Here is a 16,095-nt window from a genome sequence, read left to right on the forward strand (position 1 = left end):
CCCGGACCTTTCTGAATCTTATTCTATTTATTTTTTTAATTGTCCCCCTATAAAGGAGTCCAGTTTCTGCGTAAATTCGTCTCTCGTTCCTTCTGGAATCGTGGCCCCTGCGGCAATATCATGGCCTCCTCCGGCTCCTCCCACCTCTGCCGAAACCTTTTCCATGGCTTCCGAGAGGTTCACTCCTCTCCGGAGAAGATCCTGGGTGGCCCTACCCGAGACTTTGATTCCGCCTTCGGTGTTTGCAAAGGCGATGATGGGCAGGTTCCGGTTAGGCACGATTGTTGAGCTCATACCTGCAATGATGCCCACGATGGTTTCCTTGATCTCCGAGCCCGCATCGAAGTACTGGATATTTTTAAGCTCTGTCACACCTTTTTTCTTGACGTACACAAGCCCGTTTACCAGATTCTGCCGGTGTTCCGCAAGCAGCTTGCGGGCGTCCTCATAAGCTTCTTCCCGGTTACCCATGCAAACGGCAAGCCCTATCTCAGCGTGGTCGTAACGGGCAGTTGCGTTGAGGAGAGTTGCGTACTCGGAAGCGTCCCGCATTTCTGTGCCCTCGCGTTCCTTGAGGAGTTCGTAGACTTCTCCTACAAGGCGCTCAATTTTGTAGGTGGGAAGCCCCATGTGCAGGCAGTACTGAACAAGGCCCGAGACGAGTTTCTGTTTTTCAGAAGGCTCCATTTCGATCCAGCGTCTCCACCTTTCTTCTTTGCTGAAGCGGAGGCCCTGCCCCTGCAAAAAATCCATACAGGCGTCTTCGTCGCCCGTCAGGCCCGGGAGATATGGGTCGGATGAGTACTGCAGGAGCTTGAAGATGGGCCGGGTCTGTTTCCCGAAAAGGGTCAGGTCTTTTTTATGCCGGAGGACCCCTGCTTTGACTCCCTCCTCTAAAATTTCCCGGTTTATACTCGTAAGCTGCCCCATTTTCAGGTGCTGCATATCTCCTACCGCCCCAACGATTGCAAGGTCGGCAAGGTCCTGGTTTTTCCCGAGAGCTGAAGCCAGGATGTAAGTTGTGCCGGAACCGCTCAGTTCGTAGGACCCGTTTGCTCCGAAGAGATGGGGGTTTAAGTGCAATTCCGGGAATTCGAGTTCTCCCTGAGGACGATGGTGATCTGAGACAATGGCCCGGATGCCCCGGGCCTTCATGGGCTCGCACATGCCGCTTCCCAGGTCCGTGAAGATCACAAGTTCGTGGTTTTCATCGGCTATCGTATCAAGGGCCTTTTCGTCAAGCTGTTTTACAAAACGGGTGCTGTATTCTATCCCCGTGCGTTTCAGGGCCGTGCAGATGATCCCAGCAGCAGTCAGCCCGTCGGCGTCAATATGAGAAACCACATGGACTGATTTTTGGGATTTGATCACTTCGGCACATTTGCCGGCCCTTTTCCTGAAATTTTCCATCTGTTCTGACATTTTTATCATCTTCCGCAGATTTAGTTACCGTAGATTTCGTGGTTCCCTTATTCGAGTTCCTTTTTTCGAGTTCTTTTTTTTAGGAATGGTGAAAATATAACTTCAGGTTTTATTTTGGGAGTTGCTTCATACTCATACATGTTGTGTTTTTGTGTGAGGGGATGTTTGGTGTGTGTGCATTCAAACCACGGAACACACGGAATACACGGAAAAAGACGGCAGGAAGACGATATTTAAGGTTGTCCTAGCGTTTTTTAGTCCGCTTGAGCTCGCAAAGCGAGCGAAACGGACACCGTGCTGTTGCACTTGCAGTGCAACTCCCAGGAAATCTTTGGTTTCCTGTGATCCCGAAGCGGAACTCGGGTGCCGAAGCGGAACTCGGGTGCCGAAGCGGAACTCGGGGAATCCAGGGTATTTTTTGAATTCTATTGCATAAAGATCCAACTTACTCACCGGCCGCAGGCCGGTTTCCGTGGTTAATAAATGGTAAACAAAAATACTTGATTTTATATTTGACCCATTCCTTAGGCTATTTTTTACTCCGCAGGTGGGAAGGGAGGAGGAATAGTTTACTCCCCACTACCCCAGTCCCTGGGTTCGATTAAGTAAGATTTCCCCTCTCTTTTTATTTCCGGAAATTCCCGGATTTCCCGGACCGTGTACTTGAGGGCTTTGTTGCGGTATCGCTTTTCCAGTTCTTTCCACGGGATTATGTAAGCTTCTCTGCCGTGCCCCATTCCCATCCTGAGTTCCACGGCCAGAAAGCCCTTTCTCCCGGACTTTTTCAGAAAATCCGAGATCCTTTCTATCTGGTGGACTCCGTTTTTGTCCACCGTAAAGTGCTGGGTAAAATACAGGGCATTTGCTCCCTTTTCTACTGAGATGCTCTTGCATTCGATTCCCAGGTAAAAGTCTGGGTTAAGGGAATCTACAAGCACGTCCAGAAACTGGGAAGTGAACCTGTGCTGTTTTAACCGGTAAGAGATGGCCTTTATCTCATGTTCTTTCATGTAAGTATTAAATGAACGTACCAGTATGCGTTCGAATTCTGTCATAAAATTCCCTGTTTGTTTTTGTACTGTTCTATTTATGAACTCGTCACTGAATAACCTATGTATAATTTCAAATTTACATATTTTGAAATTCAAGATCAACGTAGCCAATCGAAGTTGCAATGAATGATAAGTTGCATGGGTTATTTCGTTGCGGGCCCATAGAGTACCGAAACAACCCAAGCTGTTTTCAAAAAATATCCGGACTATCCGCCCCGGGAGCATCTTGAAAATTTGTAGTCAATAACCCCTCCCTGCCTCCTCACGGAGTCGAGGAAGGGGCTTGCTTGTAAAAGCGAGCCCTTATTGACCAGATCACTAACCAGGAGCTTAACATGGTTAGTAGCCGATAGGAAAGAATATTATAGTTACCCTGGAATACCGTCTCAGTTCCAGGCTCTAAGGGTGTAAGTTAAACAGTTCTGAGAGGTAGGAACAGTGCTTGCATCATACAAAACCTTTCCATATCAGATCGAGAGGAAGACGAATTCCGAACTTGACTCCACAAGTTCAGATACGCATAACCCTATTTAATTGGGAGTAATTACAAATGTTTGTATATGTACTGAACAAGAACGGAAAGCCGCTCATGCCAACGAATCCTGCGAAAGCCAGAATTTTGTTAAAAACTAACAGGGCAAAAGTGATGAAAACCACTCCGTTCACAATCAAATTACTTTATGATAGTGAGGAATATACCCAGCCAATTATTGCAGGAATGGACACGGGCTCAAAACATATTGGTTGTGCTGCAGTTTCCAACAATCAGGTAGTATATCAGTCTGAAATTGAGATCAGAGATGACATCTCTAAAAAGATGAAAACTCGATCCAGTTATAGACGTACAAGAAGAGGCCGAAAAACCAGATATCGACCAGCAAGATTCAACAATCGTCATAACTCTAAAAAATCTGGTAGAATAGCTCCGTCAATCCGCAGCAAGATCGAATCTCATCGAAGAGAAGAACACGTCGTTGAGTCCATTTTACCGATAACAAAATGGGTAGTCGAACTTGCATCATTTGATATTCACAAAATAACCAATCCTAATATATCTGGAGCTGAATATCAAAATGGTCCAATGAAAAACCTGTATAATGCAAAAGCATACGTCCTGAGTCGAGACGGATATACATGTCAGCATTGTAAAGGCAAATCAAAAGACCGTAAACTGGATTGTCACCATATTATATTCAGATCAAATCGTGGTACAGATACTCCCGATAATCTGATCGTATTGTGTCGTACCTGTCATGACGAATTACATGCAGGCAAATTTGAAATTACAGGATCTCCCTCCAAAACAAAACATGCAACTGAAATTGGGATTATTAAATCTCAACTTAAAAAATCATCATGGGAATTCGACGAAAAATTTGGTTACGAGTCGAAATTCAAACGAGAACAAATACTAAAACTGCCGAAAACTCACTATAATGATGCAGTTGCGATATGCTGCACCGACAATCAACATGTTCAACTGGATGATACAGTATATTTCAAAAGACATGTTAGTGCAGGAGATTACCAGCAAACCAAAGGTAAACGATCCGAAAAATCAATACCAACTGGTAAAATATTCGGAATTAGAAAATTCGACAAGATACGAACTAAAAAAGGAGAAGGATTCGTAAAAGGTAAACGATCTTCTGGGTATTTTTCAATCGCGGATATTCACAATAACATTATACATAACAGTGTAAATGTTAAAAATGAATGTACCCGACTAACTGCAAGATCAACCACACTTATCCAATTCGAACGGATTTAAACCAAATTGTCGCATTCCTCCCCCACCTGCCAGCCTACGGCTGTCGAGGAAGGGGTCTCCTGCGACATGAGATGAAAATTTAAAATAAGGGGCTGAAAATCAAAAAAACCTGAACTAAAATAAGAAACCGGTGTTTGGCAGGGATTTTTTTCCCCGCTCATTCCACATCCCGGTTATCGGAAGAAAAGATGAGCCAGTCAGACATAGGGTCTCTGACCGGCTCTATTATGAGTTTTGAACTCAGTTTGCCATAATGAAGCTTACGAAGTCCGGGCTGAGCCTGGTCTCCCTCACGAGTCTATCGATAGTGTCCTCGTCGGAAAGTCCCTCGACCTTGAGTTCCTTTATGCGGTCAAAGACGTTCTGAGAGACTTCGGAGTATTCGTTGATGTCTTTCCTGTGGCCCCATACGTCCCCTTCGAGCAGTGCGATACTCTGCATGGAAAGGTACATCTGGGCTGAGCTGGAAATTGTCCTCTTGTAAGAGCTTGGGATGTGGATGGCTTTGATCCCGGGGCACTTCATGATAAGCTTAAATATGTCCTTGTTGGATGGCCTGAATGCGAGGTGGACAATTTCTTCGTCGTTTTTCAATGTGTCAATTTCATCTTTTGAACTTACAACTCTAATCTTCATTTATATCACCATTCTTTTTCAGGGTTTGATCGTTTTCCCTATATTTTGTTTTTAACCCGTGTTCCGCATTTTTAGAGACATAAATGTCTCTAGATGTTGAATTATGTGCTTAAAATTTGGGAACCAGGGTTTTAAATTATGTTTTTTGGGTTTTTGGGTTTTGGGTTTTTGGGTTTTTGGGTTTTGGGTTTTTGGGTTTTCAAGCTCTATTTTCCATATTAAGTGTGGTATTTAGAGCTTGCGTTTTTTAATTTTGAGGGTTTTGAGTCAGCCGCTTATATATGGAACTCAAGCTGTTTTTTATCAAACAGTTATAAGAATGCAGCAGAAAACCCGTGCATTTTTAGCTCAGGGTTAATTGACTCATGCTGGATTCCGGTTTTGTTCCTTACATAAACAGTATGACAGTAAAGAGATTACATTCTGATTATTTTTAATAATTCGTGAAAGCAGGTATACTCTAACATATCATACTATTTAACATTTTTCTGTCATATTCTAGCAAAGATATTATTTATAAAGTCATTATTTAGCAGCAACAACTTTGACAATATATTTATATGTTTTGCTTGAGGAGACATCCCTTCTTGTAGGACTGTCCTGATTATTAACAGATCTGTTTTTAGCAGCCAATGCCATTGATAAGTTAGCATACTGGGACAGAAATTTTTTGGGGGCTGCCAATATTATTAATATGTTCACTCGCTTTATTTAAAAGCTGCTATTTATAGTTTTACATTGACTTCTCTTAATAATATATGCAGTATATCCATAAGATAACCGATATATTAATGACATGTTTCGTATACCTTCAATATATTCCACACATTCAAGGCCTCACACTTGTCCCATATTTTTACCAATATTTATATATATTTCTATAGGTGCCTGCTTTGGGGGCTCATTTACTTATCAGGTCACATGGGTCAACTATAAGAGTTTTTGTTGGATGTAGGTGGTCTGGAATTCCGGTTCATCTGAGATCCAAGACCGCATTCTCAAATTTCCAACTTTTTTGACATGTAGGGGCCTTCAAGGAAATATCCGAGTTTCCTGTAGTATTCTCTGGCTCCTATACCGCTGATTATGGAAAGTTTTCCGTAGCCTGCATCCATCGCAATATTTTCGGCCCTCTCCAGGAGCTCTTTTCCGTATCCCCGGTGCTGCCAGTCCATCTCTTTTGCATCTTTTCCCGGGGGCACCATGGAGCCGAATACGTGCAGTTCCCGGATAAGGGCTGAGCCTTCCAGTTCCGGCCTGTGTGGGGCCGCCGGGAAACGCAGGCGTGCAAATCCGATCAAAACATCGGCGGCCTGCTCTTCGACGGCAATGAAATATTCCCTACCCCCACAAACCTCGTAGCTTTCAACCGTAAGCTCAATTTCCTTTTCGTCTATCTTTTTACCTCTCAGGAGGTTGTGCCCGACTTCCCGGCAGCGGATACAGCGGCATTTTCCGCCTCTTTCCCGGAGCCTTTCATCCGCAAGCTGCCGGAGGTTACTCTTCCTGACTCCGGCCAGGATCTGCTGAGCCGGGATGTCACGCTGGACGCGCTGGAGCCGGACCCATTTCGGGAGGACGGTCTTTATGTCGGCGATCAGCTCCACGGCTTCTTCGTCTGCGAGAGCTTCGTATTTCCCCTCTTCCCAGAGCCTGTGCAGAGGAGTGCCTTCCGTGACAAGGGTGGGGTAAATTTTCAGGTAGTCCGGCCTGAAGCGGGGGTCTTCAAAGAGTATCCTGAATTGCTTGAGGTCCCGCTCAGAGTCCATGCCTGGCAGGCGGGGCATCATGTGAAAACCGACCTTAAAGCCGCTGTCTCTGAGGACCTGGTTTGACCGGACGATTTCTTTTACCCCGTGTCCCCGCTGCATACGGGAGAGGACAAAATCGTAAACGCTCTGGGCCCCTATCTCGACCTTTGTCCCGCCAAGCTTGAGGAATTCGTCCACATGCTCTTCTTTAGTCCAGTCCGGCCGGGTCTCGAAGGTGATGCCGATGTTCCGGATGGCTGCGGTCTCGTTTGCTTTCTGCACGGCTTCGAGGGAAACGTAAGGAAGGGTTTTTCCAATAAGCTCTACATTTTCTCGCCATTCCGTACCCTCCAGGTCATTCATGGCCTCAAGGCAGCGTTTTGTAAACCATTCCTGGTAGTCAAGACACCGGGCCGAAAAGGTACCTCCCATCACAATCAGTTCCACCTTCTCAACGTCATGCCCTATTTGCTTAAGCTGGGTAAGCCGGGACGTGACCTGGGCGTAAGGGTCAAACTTGTGCTGTATGGCTCGCATGGCCGCAGGTTCCCGGCCCATGTAGCTCTGAGGGGATTTGAATACGGACTTGGGCCCTCCGGGACAGGGGAGACAGACTCCGTGAGGACAGGGCGCAGGCGAGGTCATAACCGCAACCACCGCCACGCCTGAAATCGTCCGAATGGGTTTTCGCCTCAGAAATCCCTTTACTTTTGCCTTCTCTTCAGGGGTTCCCTGCCCAATGAGGTCCCCGTTTCTGGGCAGGCTTGGAAGATGATAATGTTTGCTAATGTTCTTTTTGACCTGGTTCAACTGCTCTTCGGTTTCTATACTGCCTGCAAGTACCAGGTCCAGGATTTCCCGACAGGCTTTCCTGAAAGTTTCCGTGTTTCTTTCCTGCTCCATCGTGTTTTTTTCTTGATTCATCGTGTTTTTTTCCGGTTCCATATCTTACTCCTAACTTCACTCCGTTTTTTTCCGTTTACGACGAGCTGAGGCCGTAAAATCTATAATAGGGGGCTAAAATACTTTCAGTCTCGAAAGAAGAAACCACGGAAGACACGGAAAAGCACGGAAAAAATAATGCAGGGAGACGCCATTGAAGGTTGCTCTGGCGTTTTTTAGTCTGCTTGAGTGAGCGAAGCGAGCGAAACGGACCTCGTGCTGTTGCACTTGCAGTGCAACTCCCAGGAAATCTTTGATTTCCTGTGATCCCGAAGCGAAACTCGGGGAAGACGGCAATTACGGTTTCTCGGGCGTTTTTTAGTCCGCTTGAGCGAGCAATGCGAGCGAAACAGACCTCGTGCTGTTGCGATTTCATCACAACTCCCAGTAAATCCTTGGTTTCCAAATTTTAAGAGCATATGCCAAATTTCACAAATGTATAATGTCAGATGATTGCGATTTTGAAATTAGAGCTAATTTTATATGTGCTTAATCCTAAGCGCATGATTAAACATCAGGAGACACTAATGCGCCTAAAAATGCGGAACTCGGGTATTAAAAGTCCCGGTGAGTAACTTGGACCTTTATATAATCGAATTCAAAAACACTCCTGGATTCTTGAAAGAGGATAAAAAATGCCAGTACAACCGTAATTGTTGTCTTCCGGCCGTTCTTTTTCCGTGTGTTCTGTGTGTTCCGTGGTTTGAATTCACACACCAAACGTCTCTACCAACAAAAACACAATCTGTATAAGTATAAAGCAGTTCCCGAAATAAAATCAGGAGTTATATTTTAACCATTCCCTAATATAAAATTGAATATTCCTGAAAAATTAAAAAAGTTCCCGTTGGCTGACCAATTAAAATATTGAAAAAACAAAAGCTCCTCATTTTTCTGGAAAATGCGCTTTCCGCATTCCGGATGCGTCGGGATTTCCGATGGAAGGCTGAGGAGCGTTTTCTGAAAAATTTCTGAAAATTCGATCTGATTACTTCAAGGCCAGTTTAGCAGATGTCGAACCCTATCAAAAAGGTTCCCTGGCCTTTCTCGTTTACAAGCCCCATTCTGTCCCTGATATACTCATCCGAGGGAGTGGAAGGGGACCCAAGCACGACATTTTCTATCCCGGCCCTTTCAACGGCAGAGCATTCCTGGGGAGGCAAAACCACGGTTAAAGGTTCATTCTTGCCTTTGATACCTTTAGGTATGGCGTTTTTATACAGAATGATATTTCCCATCACAAGAATGTCCTTGCAATTCCTGCACTCTTCCAGTTTTTCCTCGTTGTAGACGTCTTCTCCTACCCTTTCTCCGTTCTGCATAAGAATTACGTTCGGGCCCTCAGGCCATACGTAGTCCATGGTGGTCGTAAAAGCGACAATTACCTGACGCCTGAATACTTCCTTTACGCCCTGGTTATCTCCCTGCCCGAGGCCCATAAGGACCATTCCTTCGGCTTTCTTTTCGAGCTGCAGAATCGTTTCCTTATCTTCTTCATCGAGGATATATGTATCTTCAACGCCTTTTATGGCTTTTATCTTGCATAGGACGTCTTCAATTGTGGTGTTGCATTCCAATGATGATTCCCCTTTTGTTTTTTAGGCTTTAAATATATTGTTTAAGGGCTATATTAGGTCTTGTATTTATAAGTCTGGATGAACGAGTTTTGGATGTTTTTTATATATATAATGTTAATATTATATAACTCTTATTTTTATATAGCTTTTCTGAAAAGTTGTTATTACTCATCCAGCTTAAGAATTTAATACTTTTTGTCCTGAAACAGAGCTATTATACTCGGGTAAATTTCAAAACAGAGGGCTGGATTATAAACTGTATATTGATACAATAACAGGTCACGGGTTGATCAATTCTCCCCTCTTCCTTTTCGGCCTTTTTTAATTGTGTTTTTAAAGATTTCGTATTTATTCGGTCGTTTTTTCGGATGCTTCTCCTCCTTTTTTCTTTCGACATTTACCGTCATTTGTATCGTTATTTTCCGTTTTTATTGCTTAAATTCTCTGATATAGACCACAAAAGATTTAATAAGGCAATTATTCTATAGAACACTTGTAATCTAATGTAATCTAATTTGAAGGGATACGGAGGGTACCGAAATCCTCTTCGACAATAGACGAATATTTTCAGTCATATTTGATGAAGAACGATGAACCCCTTAATTTATTCATATCCCGAAACTATTTCTTACATACACTGTATTTAAATAAATACGGAGGAAACTATAATATGAAAAGATTAGCAGCAGTTGCACTGGCTGCCCTCATGCTCTTATCTGTCTTCGCTGCATCCGCAAGCGCAGCAAGCACAGTAGAGATCCGTGGCCCAGTGTACGAAGATCCAACTGGTGGGGAAGATTTCTCTAATTTCGATTTCCCTATTGAGATGAACGGAACTAACTTCGCAGCATTCTTCTTTGACCTTGATGAAGGCATCTCCACTGAGAAGCTCTCCATCCTCGGAAATGGTATAGATGGCGAAGCTACCGACAACAGAAGGATCCCTGAAGAGGCTCTGGAATACACTACCTCTATCGAAAGGATTGACTTCGAGTATATCAAGGGTGGCTGGACTGAAGATGAAGTTGAAGTCCCCGATTACCCAGTTCTTGGGTTCTTTGCAGAAAAATATATTCCTATTGAAGCAACCAGTCCTGACAAACTCGCCAAGCTGCTCATCGACGACGATGAGAAGTACACTCTGAGAACCGGAGAAGTTCTCGACCTCGGCAACGGCTACGCTCTTGAAGCAAAGCAGGTTGATGTTGACGGTAAGAAAGTCTGGCTTGAGTTCACCAAGGACGGAGAATTCATCGACGATGAAATCATAGAAATCGTAGATGAAGTTAAAAATAACAACTGGGAAATTGACCTTGACGACATTGAAGACAAGGATGATATTATTGTCCTCAGAGTTCATGTAAACCAGGTATTCCAGGGTGCAGTCGACAGCATTGCCCAGATCGAAGGTCTCTGGCTCATCGACTACGAAAACGCTTTTACCGTTGAAAGTGACGACACTTTCGGAAACCTTGAAGTTAACACCATTGGGTCCGATTACCTCTCACTTCTGAGTAACTCGGACATCACATTAACTGAAGATGATACCGAAGAGATCGGGGAAGATATGTCATTCAAGATTGCCGACTCTGACACACTCAGGTTCTATGTAATGAAAGAATTCACAGAACCCGATACCTATGAAATCAGAGGTCAGATTGTTGAGGGCGATGAGGCTAAGGGCTTTATCTGGGACTACTCAACGTTTGCCGGTTTCTTCTATGACCTTGATGACGGTACTGAGACAGAAAGTCTGGAAATCCTTAATACCACCCTGGTTACTGTCAAAAACAATTCTATTGAAATCGATGATAACCAGCTTGTCTACACCACCACCATCGGTGACGTTCAGTTCGAGTATAACAATAGCGGCTGGACTAACGAAGATGATGAAGTGATAAATGAATACCCCGTCCTCGGATTCTTCGCAGAAGAATACATCCCAATCGATGAAAACAACGCTGACAAACTCGCCAAGTTGCTCATCGACAACGATGATAAGTACACCCTGAGGACAGGAGAACAGCTCGACCTCGGAGACGGCTATGCTCTTGAAGCCAAGCAGGTTGATGTCGATGGTAAGAAAGTCTGGCTTGAGTTCTCCAAGGACGGGGAATTTGTCGACGATGAAATCATCGAAATCGTAGATGACATTAAAAAGAACAACTGGCAGGTCGACCTTGACGACATTGAAGACAAGGATGATGTTGTTGTCCTCAGAGTCCATGTAAACCAGGTCTTCCAGGGTGCAGTCGACAGCATCGCTCAGATCGAAGGTATCTGGCTCATCGACTACACGAACGCCTTTACCATCGAAAGTGACGATGAATACGGCGCACTCGAAGTATCGGTCAATGGTAAGACACTTGAGCTTTCTAACAAGAACAGTATCACCATTGACAAGGATGAAACCGAGCGCATCGCTGAAGGTATGGCATTCAAGAGTGCTGACAACGATGATGCAGACGGCTTCGTTAGATTCTTCCCATTCGTCGAGAGAACAATCGAAGGCGAAGGCGGTCTACAAGCACCTGATGAAGATGACAAAGAAGAACCTCCTGTAGGCAACGTCACAACTCCTGATGTTAACGTAACAGCTCCTGATGTTAACGTAACAGCTCCTGATGTTGACGTAACAGCTCCTGCTGACGACGACGCAGCTCCTGCTGAAAACGACACAGCTGCTCCTGAAGAAGAGACTCCAGGATTCGGCTTTGTCTTCGGACTTGTTGGACTCCTTTCAGTAGTCTACCTTGTTAGGAGAAACTAAATTAATTGATTAATTGATGAAGGGTTTTTTCTAAACCTTTCTTCTTTCTTTTTTTTAAAATTTCAGGCCTGGGTTTCAGGTGAGTTTTTTACAGATACTTTTAAATTATAGTTAAGCTTTTCAGGATTCTATATCTACAAGGTCAATAACCCCTCACTAAAGTGGGAGGCTTGTTTCGGCAAGCCTTGATTGACCAGCCTAAGTCTTAATTGACTACGTTGGATATGTCACGATACATTTGGATGCTTCCTCAGTCCAATTCCCTATCGTGTAGCATTAAAAGTCCTGAGAGGTAGGGGCGGTGTGCTACACATGACAAGCATATTCAACATTGGCGAGGGGAGATAGTTTAAAAAACTACGTTACCTGCTACGGGAACTTGTTTCAAAAGCAGAGTGGAGAAATCCAAACGTGGAACGGAATGCCTGAAAGTTGACGGCATTCCTCCCACGACTAAAGTCGCAGGCATCCTGCCTGAGGAATCGTGAGTCTATGAAAAAAAATATTTCTTTAATTGCAATTCTTATGCTTCTGGCCCTTTCCTTTTCCGGCTGTGTCGGAGACCAGGGTAATGTGACGGTTCCGGAAACCCCGGATGAAAATGTAAGTGAGGGAGCCGGAGACGCTGGTCCTCTTGAAGAACTTCCTTCCGGCTTTGAGTATCTCGCAACTCTGCCTCTCTCAGATGAGGAAATCAGGAATGAATATGAATCCGAGAACGTTTCCGGAGTCCTCGAAGGTTCCAGGTCCTTATACAAATACTCTGATGGGACTGATTTTTATGTTGATGTAATTGAGTGTGAGGGTGGTTCCGTTGCGGATGACCTGATCTTTTCATACAAATCATCTTTCAAGGCTTTAAGAGTAGGTTCCAGGTTCTCAGAAGAATCTTTTAACGGGCATTTTGCGTTAAGGATTATGGATTACGTCACAAGTAACGGGGATGATGTTGCACGTTATACCTATATCTGGAATAATGACAACGTTGTGTTTGTAGTACATGGTAATACCGACAACACTGAGTTGACAACAGAAATTGTGGAAGCTATTGGAAACTGATTCCATCAGTCCCATCAATTTCTTTTTTCACCAATCTGTTTTTTATTTTTTTGTCCTCTTTTTTACAACCTTTCTTCTTCTGGATTGTTCACCCCATTTTTCAATATTTCAGAAATGGCTGAAAAATAACTTCATATTTTCAGTTTGGGACTCACTCTATACTCATACAGGTTGTGTTTTTGTTGGTGGAGACTTTTGGTGTGTGCATTTAAACCACGGAAAGGCACGGAAAAGCACGGAATAAAGAATGCAGGAAGACACCAATTAAGGTTTGTCTGGCGTTTTGTCCACAATGGATTTTGAATCGATTATTAAAAGTCCCGGCGTACTCACCGGCCATCAGGCCGGTTTCCGTGTCTTTCCGTGTGTTCCGTGGTTGAAAGTTCTCTTGATAGTGATTTAGATAGAGATCTTTAATATTCTGAATTTTAAATCTGGGTGATTATATTTACCCGAAAAAAAAGGCCCTGCTGGATCTGCAATAAAAAAAATCAGATAAGATACACTGGTGAAAGAAAAATCCACCCAAAAAAAAGCCCGGTAGAATTATAAAAAAAAATCCCGGGCGCAGCAGATCCGCACCCGGGATTATATTCAGGCCCTAGAGAGCCCTCAAAGTCCTGTTTTTCTTAAACTCTTATTTTATATACAGAATACCCTTTCCACCGGCGTTGACGTCCCCTGTGAACTTGCGGAAGCTAACGCCTTCCAGCTCTTCGGCCTCTTCTTCGGTGAAGGAGGGAAGCAGATCAGTTACCTCGCCCTTGATGATGACAGTCCCTTTTTTCATCTCGCTTGCGGGCATGGCGGCCGAGCCTTCGATGATGATGGTCCCGCCGTTGTTTGAGATTGCGGGCAGGAGGCCGACATTTCCATTGACAAGGATTTCCCCGCCGCACATGTGCTCGCCGAGGTAGTCTTTTGTGTTTCCGTTGATGGTGATCTTTCCGCCTTTCATGCCACAGGACTCGCCTCTGTAACCGCTGCCCACGTAGTAGGTGGCGTTTCCGTTCAGGACGATCTCTCCGCCTTTCATCTCGCAACCGAGCCAGCTGTCGGCATCGCCGTTAATGACGATCTTTCCGCCTGCCATGTTCGAGCCGCAGTGCATGTCAACGTTTCCGTTGATCTCGATTTCCCCGGTGGTCATACCCTGGCCGATGCGCTTTACCCGGGAGACGTCGCCTTCAATCACTATCTTCGTCTCTTCGGCAGAAGCGCTGCCTTCCAGCTCTACATTGAAGAAGTCCCCGAGAGGGCGCTCTTCGTTTCCGTACCAGACCGGGAGGGCTTTGATTTCCTCCACGGTTTTGCCCGCGAAGGCGTCAGGGGTGACGTTCCCGGCTTCGATGGGGATTTTGTTTGCCTCTTTTAAGGACAATTTTACAAGCTGCATTTAGAAATCCCCCTCGGTAACGATTTCCATGGGTCTCGGGATGTACTCGTCCTCTACCATGTAATTGGACTTGCTGATGGTATAATAATTCTTGAACTTGAGGTCAAGGTCCTTCTGCATCGCGCTGTCGACTTCAGCCGGCACCTTCGCGTTGACCCAGTAAGTCCTGCCCAGCGGGCTTCCCTCAATTTCGCCGTCCTTGACAACGATTTCTCCGTCCTTGAAGGTGTAGGCGGTGGCGCTGAAGGCCTGCTTGAGTTTCTCGTGCTCTGCGGAGGGGTCAATTGTACCCGGCACAAGGTTGTAGATGGCAATGTCCGCATCGGATCCTACGGCAAGGTTTCCTTTCTCAGGCCTGCTGTACATCTTTGACTGGATTGCACGGGTCATGATGGCAAGCTCGTAGAAACTCAGTTCCCTGTCGATTCCGGGAAGCACCATTCTGCCAAGGGCCATGTCCGAGAAGCCGGAGTAGACCTGCTCACGCTTCTTTGCGCTCATCAGGTAGGTAATAACCTCGGGATAGTTCACAAAAGAGCCCCCGTTCGGGCTGTCCGTGGTGAACATGGCCTTCCAGGGGTCTTTTACGAGGAGGGCCATCTCAAGTCCGATTGCCCACTGGACCGCGTTTATGAAGCTCTTGGGGGAATAGGAAAGGGGAACCACACCTGAGGCGTCTTCGAGTTCAACGTCCTGGTTGCTCCATTTCTCGTGCAGCATCCTGGAGTTTGCGTATTCCACAGGTCCGTCGGCGGTCATGGTCACGGCAGGGCCGAAAATGACCTGTCCGATGTCAAAGGTCATGTGGTCTGCGCTGTTCACGTAGTCTGAAACCATGGGAGATCCCGTCTCAAAGTCCCTCCAGCCCGTGCCCGCATAGGAGTTGAACTGGATGTGGGTAATGTGCAGGTTTTGCCTGTCCCGGCTGGCCTTAACCTTCTCGAACATCTTCATGGTCTCGATGGTTGTCTCGTAGTTGCCGGGATGGCCCAGGTTGTTACAATGAACGTGGATCGAATGGGGGAGTTTCAGCTTTTCATTTGCTTTGCTGAGCCCCATCAGGATTTCCGCAGGGGTCACGTCAAAGTTCGGGACAGTGTCGTAAAGCCCGCTAACGTTTTTGCCCCAGCCCCAGGCTTCTCCTCCGCCGGGGTTAACGATCTTTATCCCGTAGCCTCTGGAGGCTTTAAGGGCCCAGGCAACGTAAGCTGCAAGCTTTTCGGGTTCCTTGTCCCTTATGTATTCCATTACCTGCCAGTTGCTCCCGAGCAGGGTAAGTCCCATCTTATCCAGAATAGGGATTTCCTTAAACTCCTCGTGGGTATGCCTTGCGGAAATCGGAGGCATTGCGGCTTCACAGATGGTGGTGTAGCCGAGTTTTGCGTACCTGTACCCGATTGCGTAGGTATTGGGGGTGTTGTACCCTACCTGAGCCCTGGTCTTATCGGTCCTTGCGACCTCGCCTGAAAGCCCGGGCACCGGATTTTTGCGGGCGTCGTTCGGGTTCATGAAACGGCCGACGTTGATCTTTCCCGCGCTGTGGGTGTGTCCGTCAAACCCTCCGGCCAGAGTGAGCCTGCCCTCTGCATCGATAACCGTTGCGTTTGCAGAGACACTTTCGACAATTTTCCCGTCCCGGATGCACAGGTCCATCTTTTCACAGTCTATTCCCTGAAGCGGGTCACAGACACATGCGTTTTTAATAAGGATTTCCGACAT

At 45.6% G+C, this 16,095-nt stretch carries 10 protein-coding genes; 3 read left to right on the forward strand and 7 right to left on the reverse strand.

Translation table 11 applies throughout. The features are described from left to right. Positions 1-27: 27 nt before the first annotated feature. Together ACZ5QV_RS03990 and ACZ5QV_RS03995 are read right to left on the reverse strand one after the other, a co-directional pair. Positions 28-1,422: a DHHA1 domain-containing protein gene (locus ACZ5QV_RS03990; RefSeq protein WP_464601323.1), complete on the reverse strand. Its 1,395-nt coding sequence runs from the start codon at positions 1,420-1,422 to the stop codon at positions 28-30. Positions 1,423-1,991: 569 nt separating this feature from the next. Beyond that, the gene (locus ACZ5QV_RS03995; RefSeq protein ID WP_464601324.1) at positions 1,992-2,477 is read right to left on the reverse strand and encodes a hypothetical protein; all 486 of its coding nucleotides are present in this window, start codon (positions 2,475-2,477) and stop codon (positions 1,992-1,994) included. 547 nt (positions 2,478-3,024) lie between these two features. Between ACZ5QV_RS03995 and iscB the strand changes: the two genes are divergently transcribed. Further along, positions 3,025-4,245 (forward strand): RNA-guided endonuclease IscB, encoded by a 1,221-nt coding sequence (gene iscB / locus ACZ5QV_RS04000; protein ID WP_464601325.1) that lies wholly within the window; start codon positions 3,025-3,027, stop codon positions 4,243-4,245. Between the two features lie 240 nt (positions 4,246-4,485). Here the strand turns inward: iscB and ACZ5QV_RS04005 are convergent, their stop codons facing one another. The 3 genes from ACZ5QV_RS04005 to ACZ5QV_RS04015 all read right to left on the reverse strand — a co-directional run bounded on the left by ACZ5QV_RS04005 (position 4,486) and on the right by ACZ5QV_RS04015 (position 9,151). Continuing rightward, on the reverse strand, positions 4,486-4,881 hold the full coding sequence (locus ACZ5QV_RS04005; protein WP_464601326.1) for a DUF1699 family protein: 396 nt from the start codon (positions 4,879-4,881) through the stop codon (positions 4,486-4,488). A 998-nt stretch (positions 4,882-5,879) separates the two neighbouring features. After that, positions 5,880-7,535, reverse strand: coding sequence for a tRNA uridine(34) 5-carboxymethylaminomethyl modification radical SAM/GNAT enzyme Elp3 (locus ACZ5QV_RS04010; protein ID WP_464602028.1), 1,656 nt, complete (start codon positions 7,533-7,535; stop codon positions 5,880-5,882). Positions 7,536-8,578: 1,043 nt separating this feature from the next. After that, entirely contained in the window at positions 8,579-9,151 is a 573-nt protein-coding gene (locus tag ACZ5QV_RS04015; protein WP_464601327.1) for a hypothetical protein, read from the reverse strand. Positions 9,152-9,821: 670 nt separating this feature from the next. Here ACZ5QV_RS04015 and ACZ5QV_RS04020 point away from each other — a divergent pair. Together ACZ5QV_RS04020 and ACZ5QV_RS04025 are read left to right on the forward strand one after the other, a co-directional pair. After that, the gene (locus tag ACZ5QV_RS04020; RefSeq protein ID WP_464601328.1) at positions 9,822-11,921 is read left to right on the forward strand and encodes an S-layer protein domain-containing protein; all 2,100 of its coding nucleotides are present in this window, start codon (positions 9,822-9,824) and stop codon (positions 11,919-11,921) included. A gap of 492 nt (positions 11,922-12,413) precedes the next feature. Next, complete coding sequence (locus ACZ5QV_RS04025; RefSeq protein WP_464601329.1) at positions 12,414-12,980, forward strand: hypothetical protein; 567 nt, start codon at positions 12,414-12,416, stop codon at positions 12,978-12,980. 637 nt (positions 12,981-13,617) lie between these two features. Here ACZ5QV_RS04025 and ACZ5QV_RS04030 read toward each other — a convergent pair. Both ACZ5QV_RS04030 and ACZ5QV_RS04035 read right to left on the reverse strand, forming a co-directional pair. Next, positions 13,618-14,376: a formylmethanofuran dehydrogenase subunit C gene (locus tag ACZ5QV_RS04030; RefSeq protein WP_464601330.1), complete on the reverse strand. Its 759-nt coding sequence runs from the start codon at positions 14,374-14,376 to the stop codon at positions 13,618-13,620. Then, complete coding sequence (locus ACZ5QV_RS04035; protein WP_464601331.1) at positions 14,377-16,095, reverse strand: formylmethanofuran dehydrogenase subunit A; 1,719 nt, start codon at positions 16,093-16,095, stop codon at positions 14,377-14,379.

This window comes from Methanosarcina baltica (assembly GCF_055394095.1).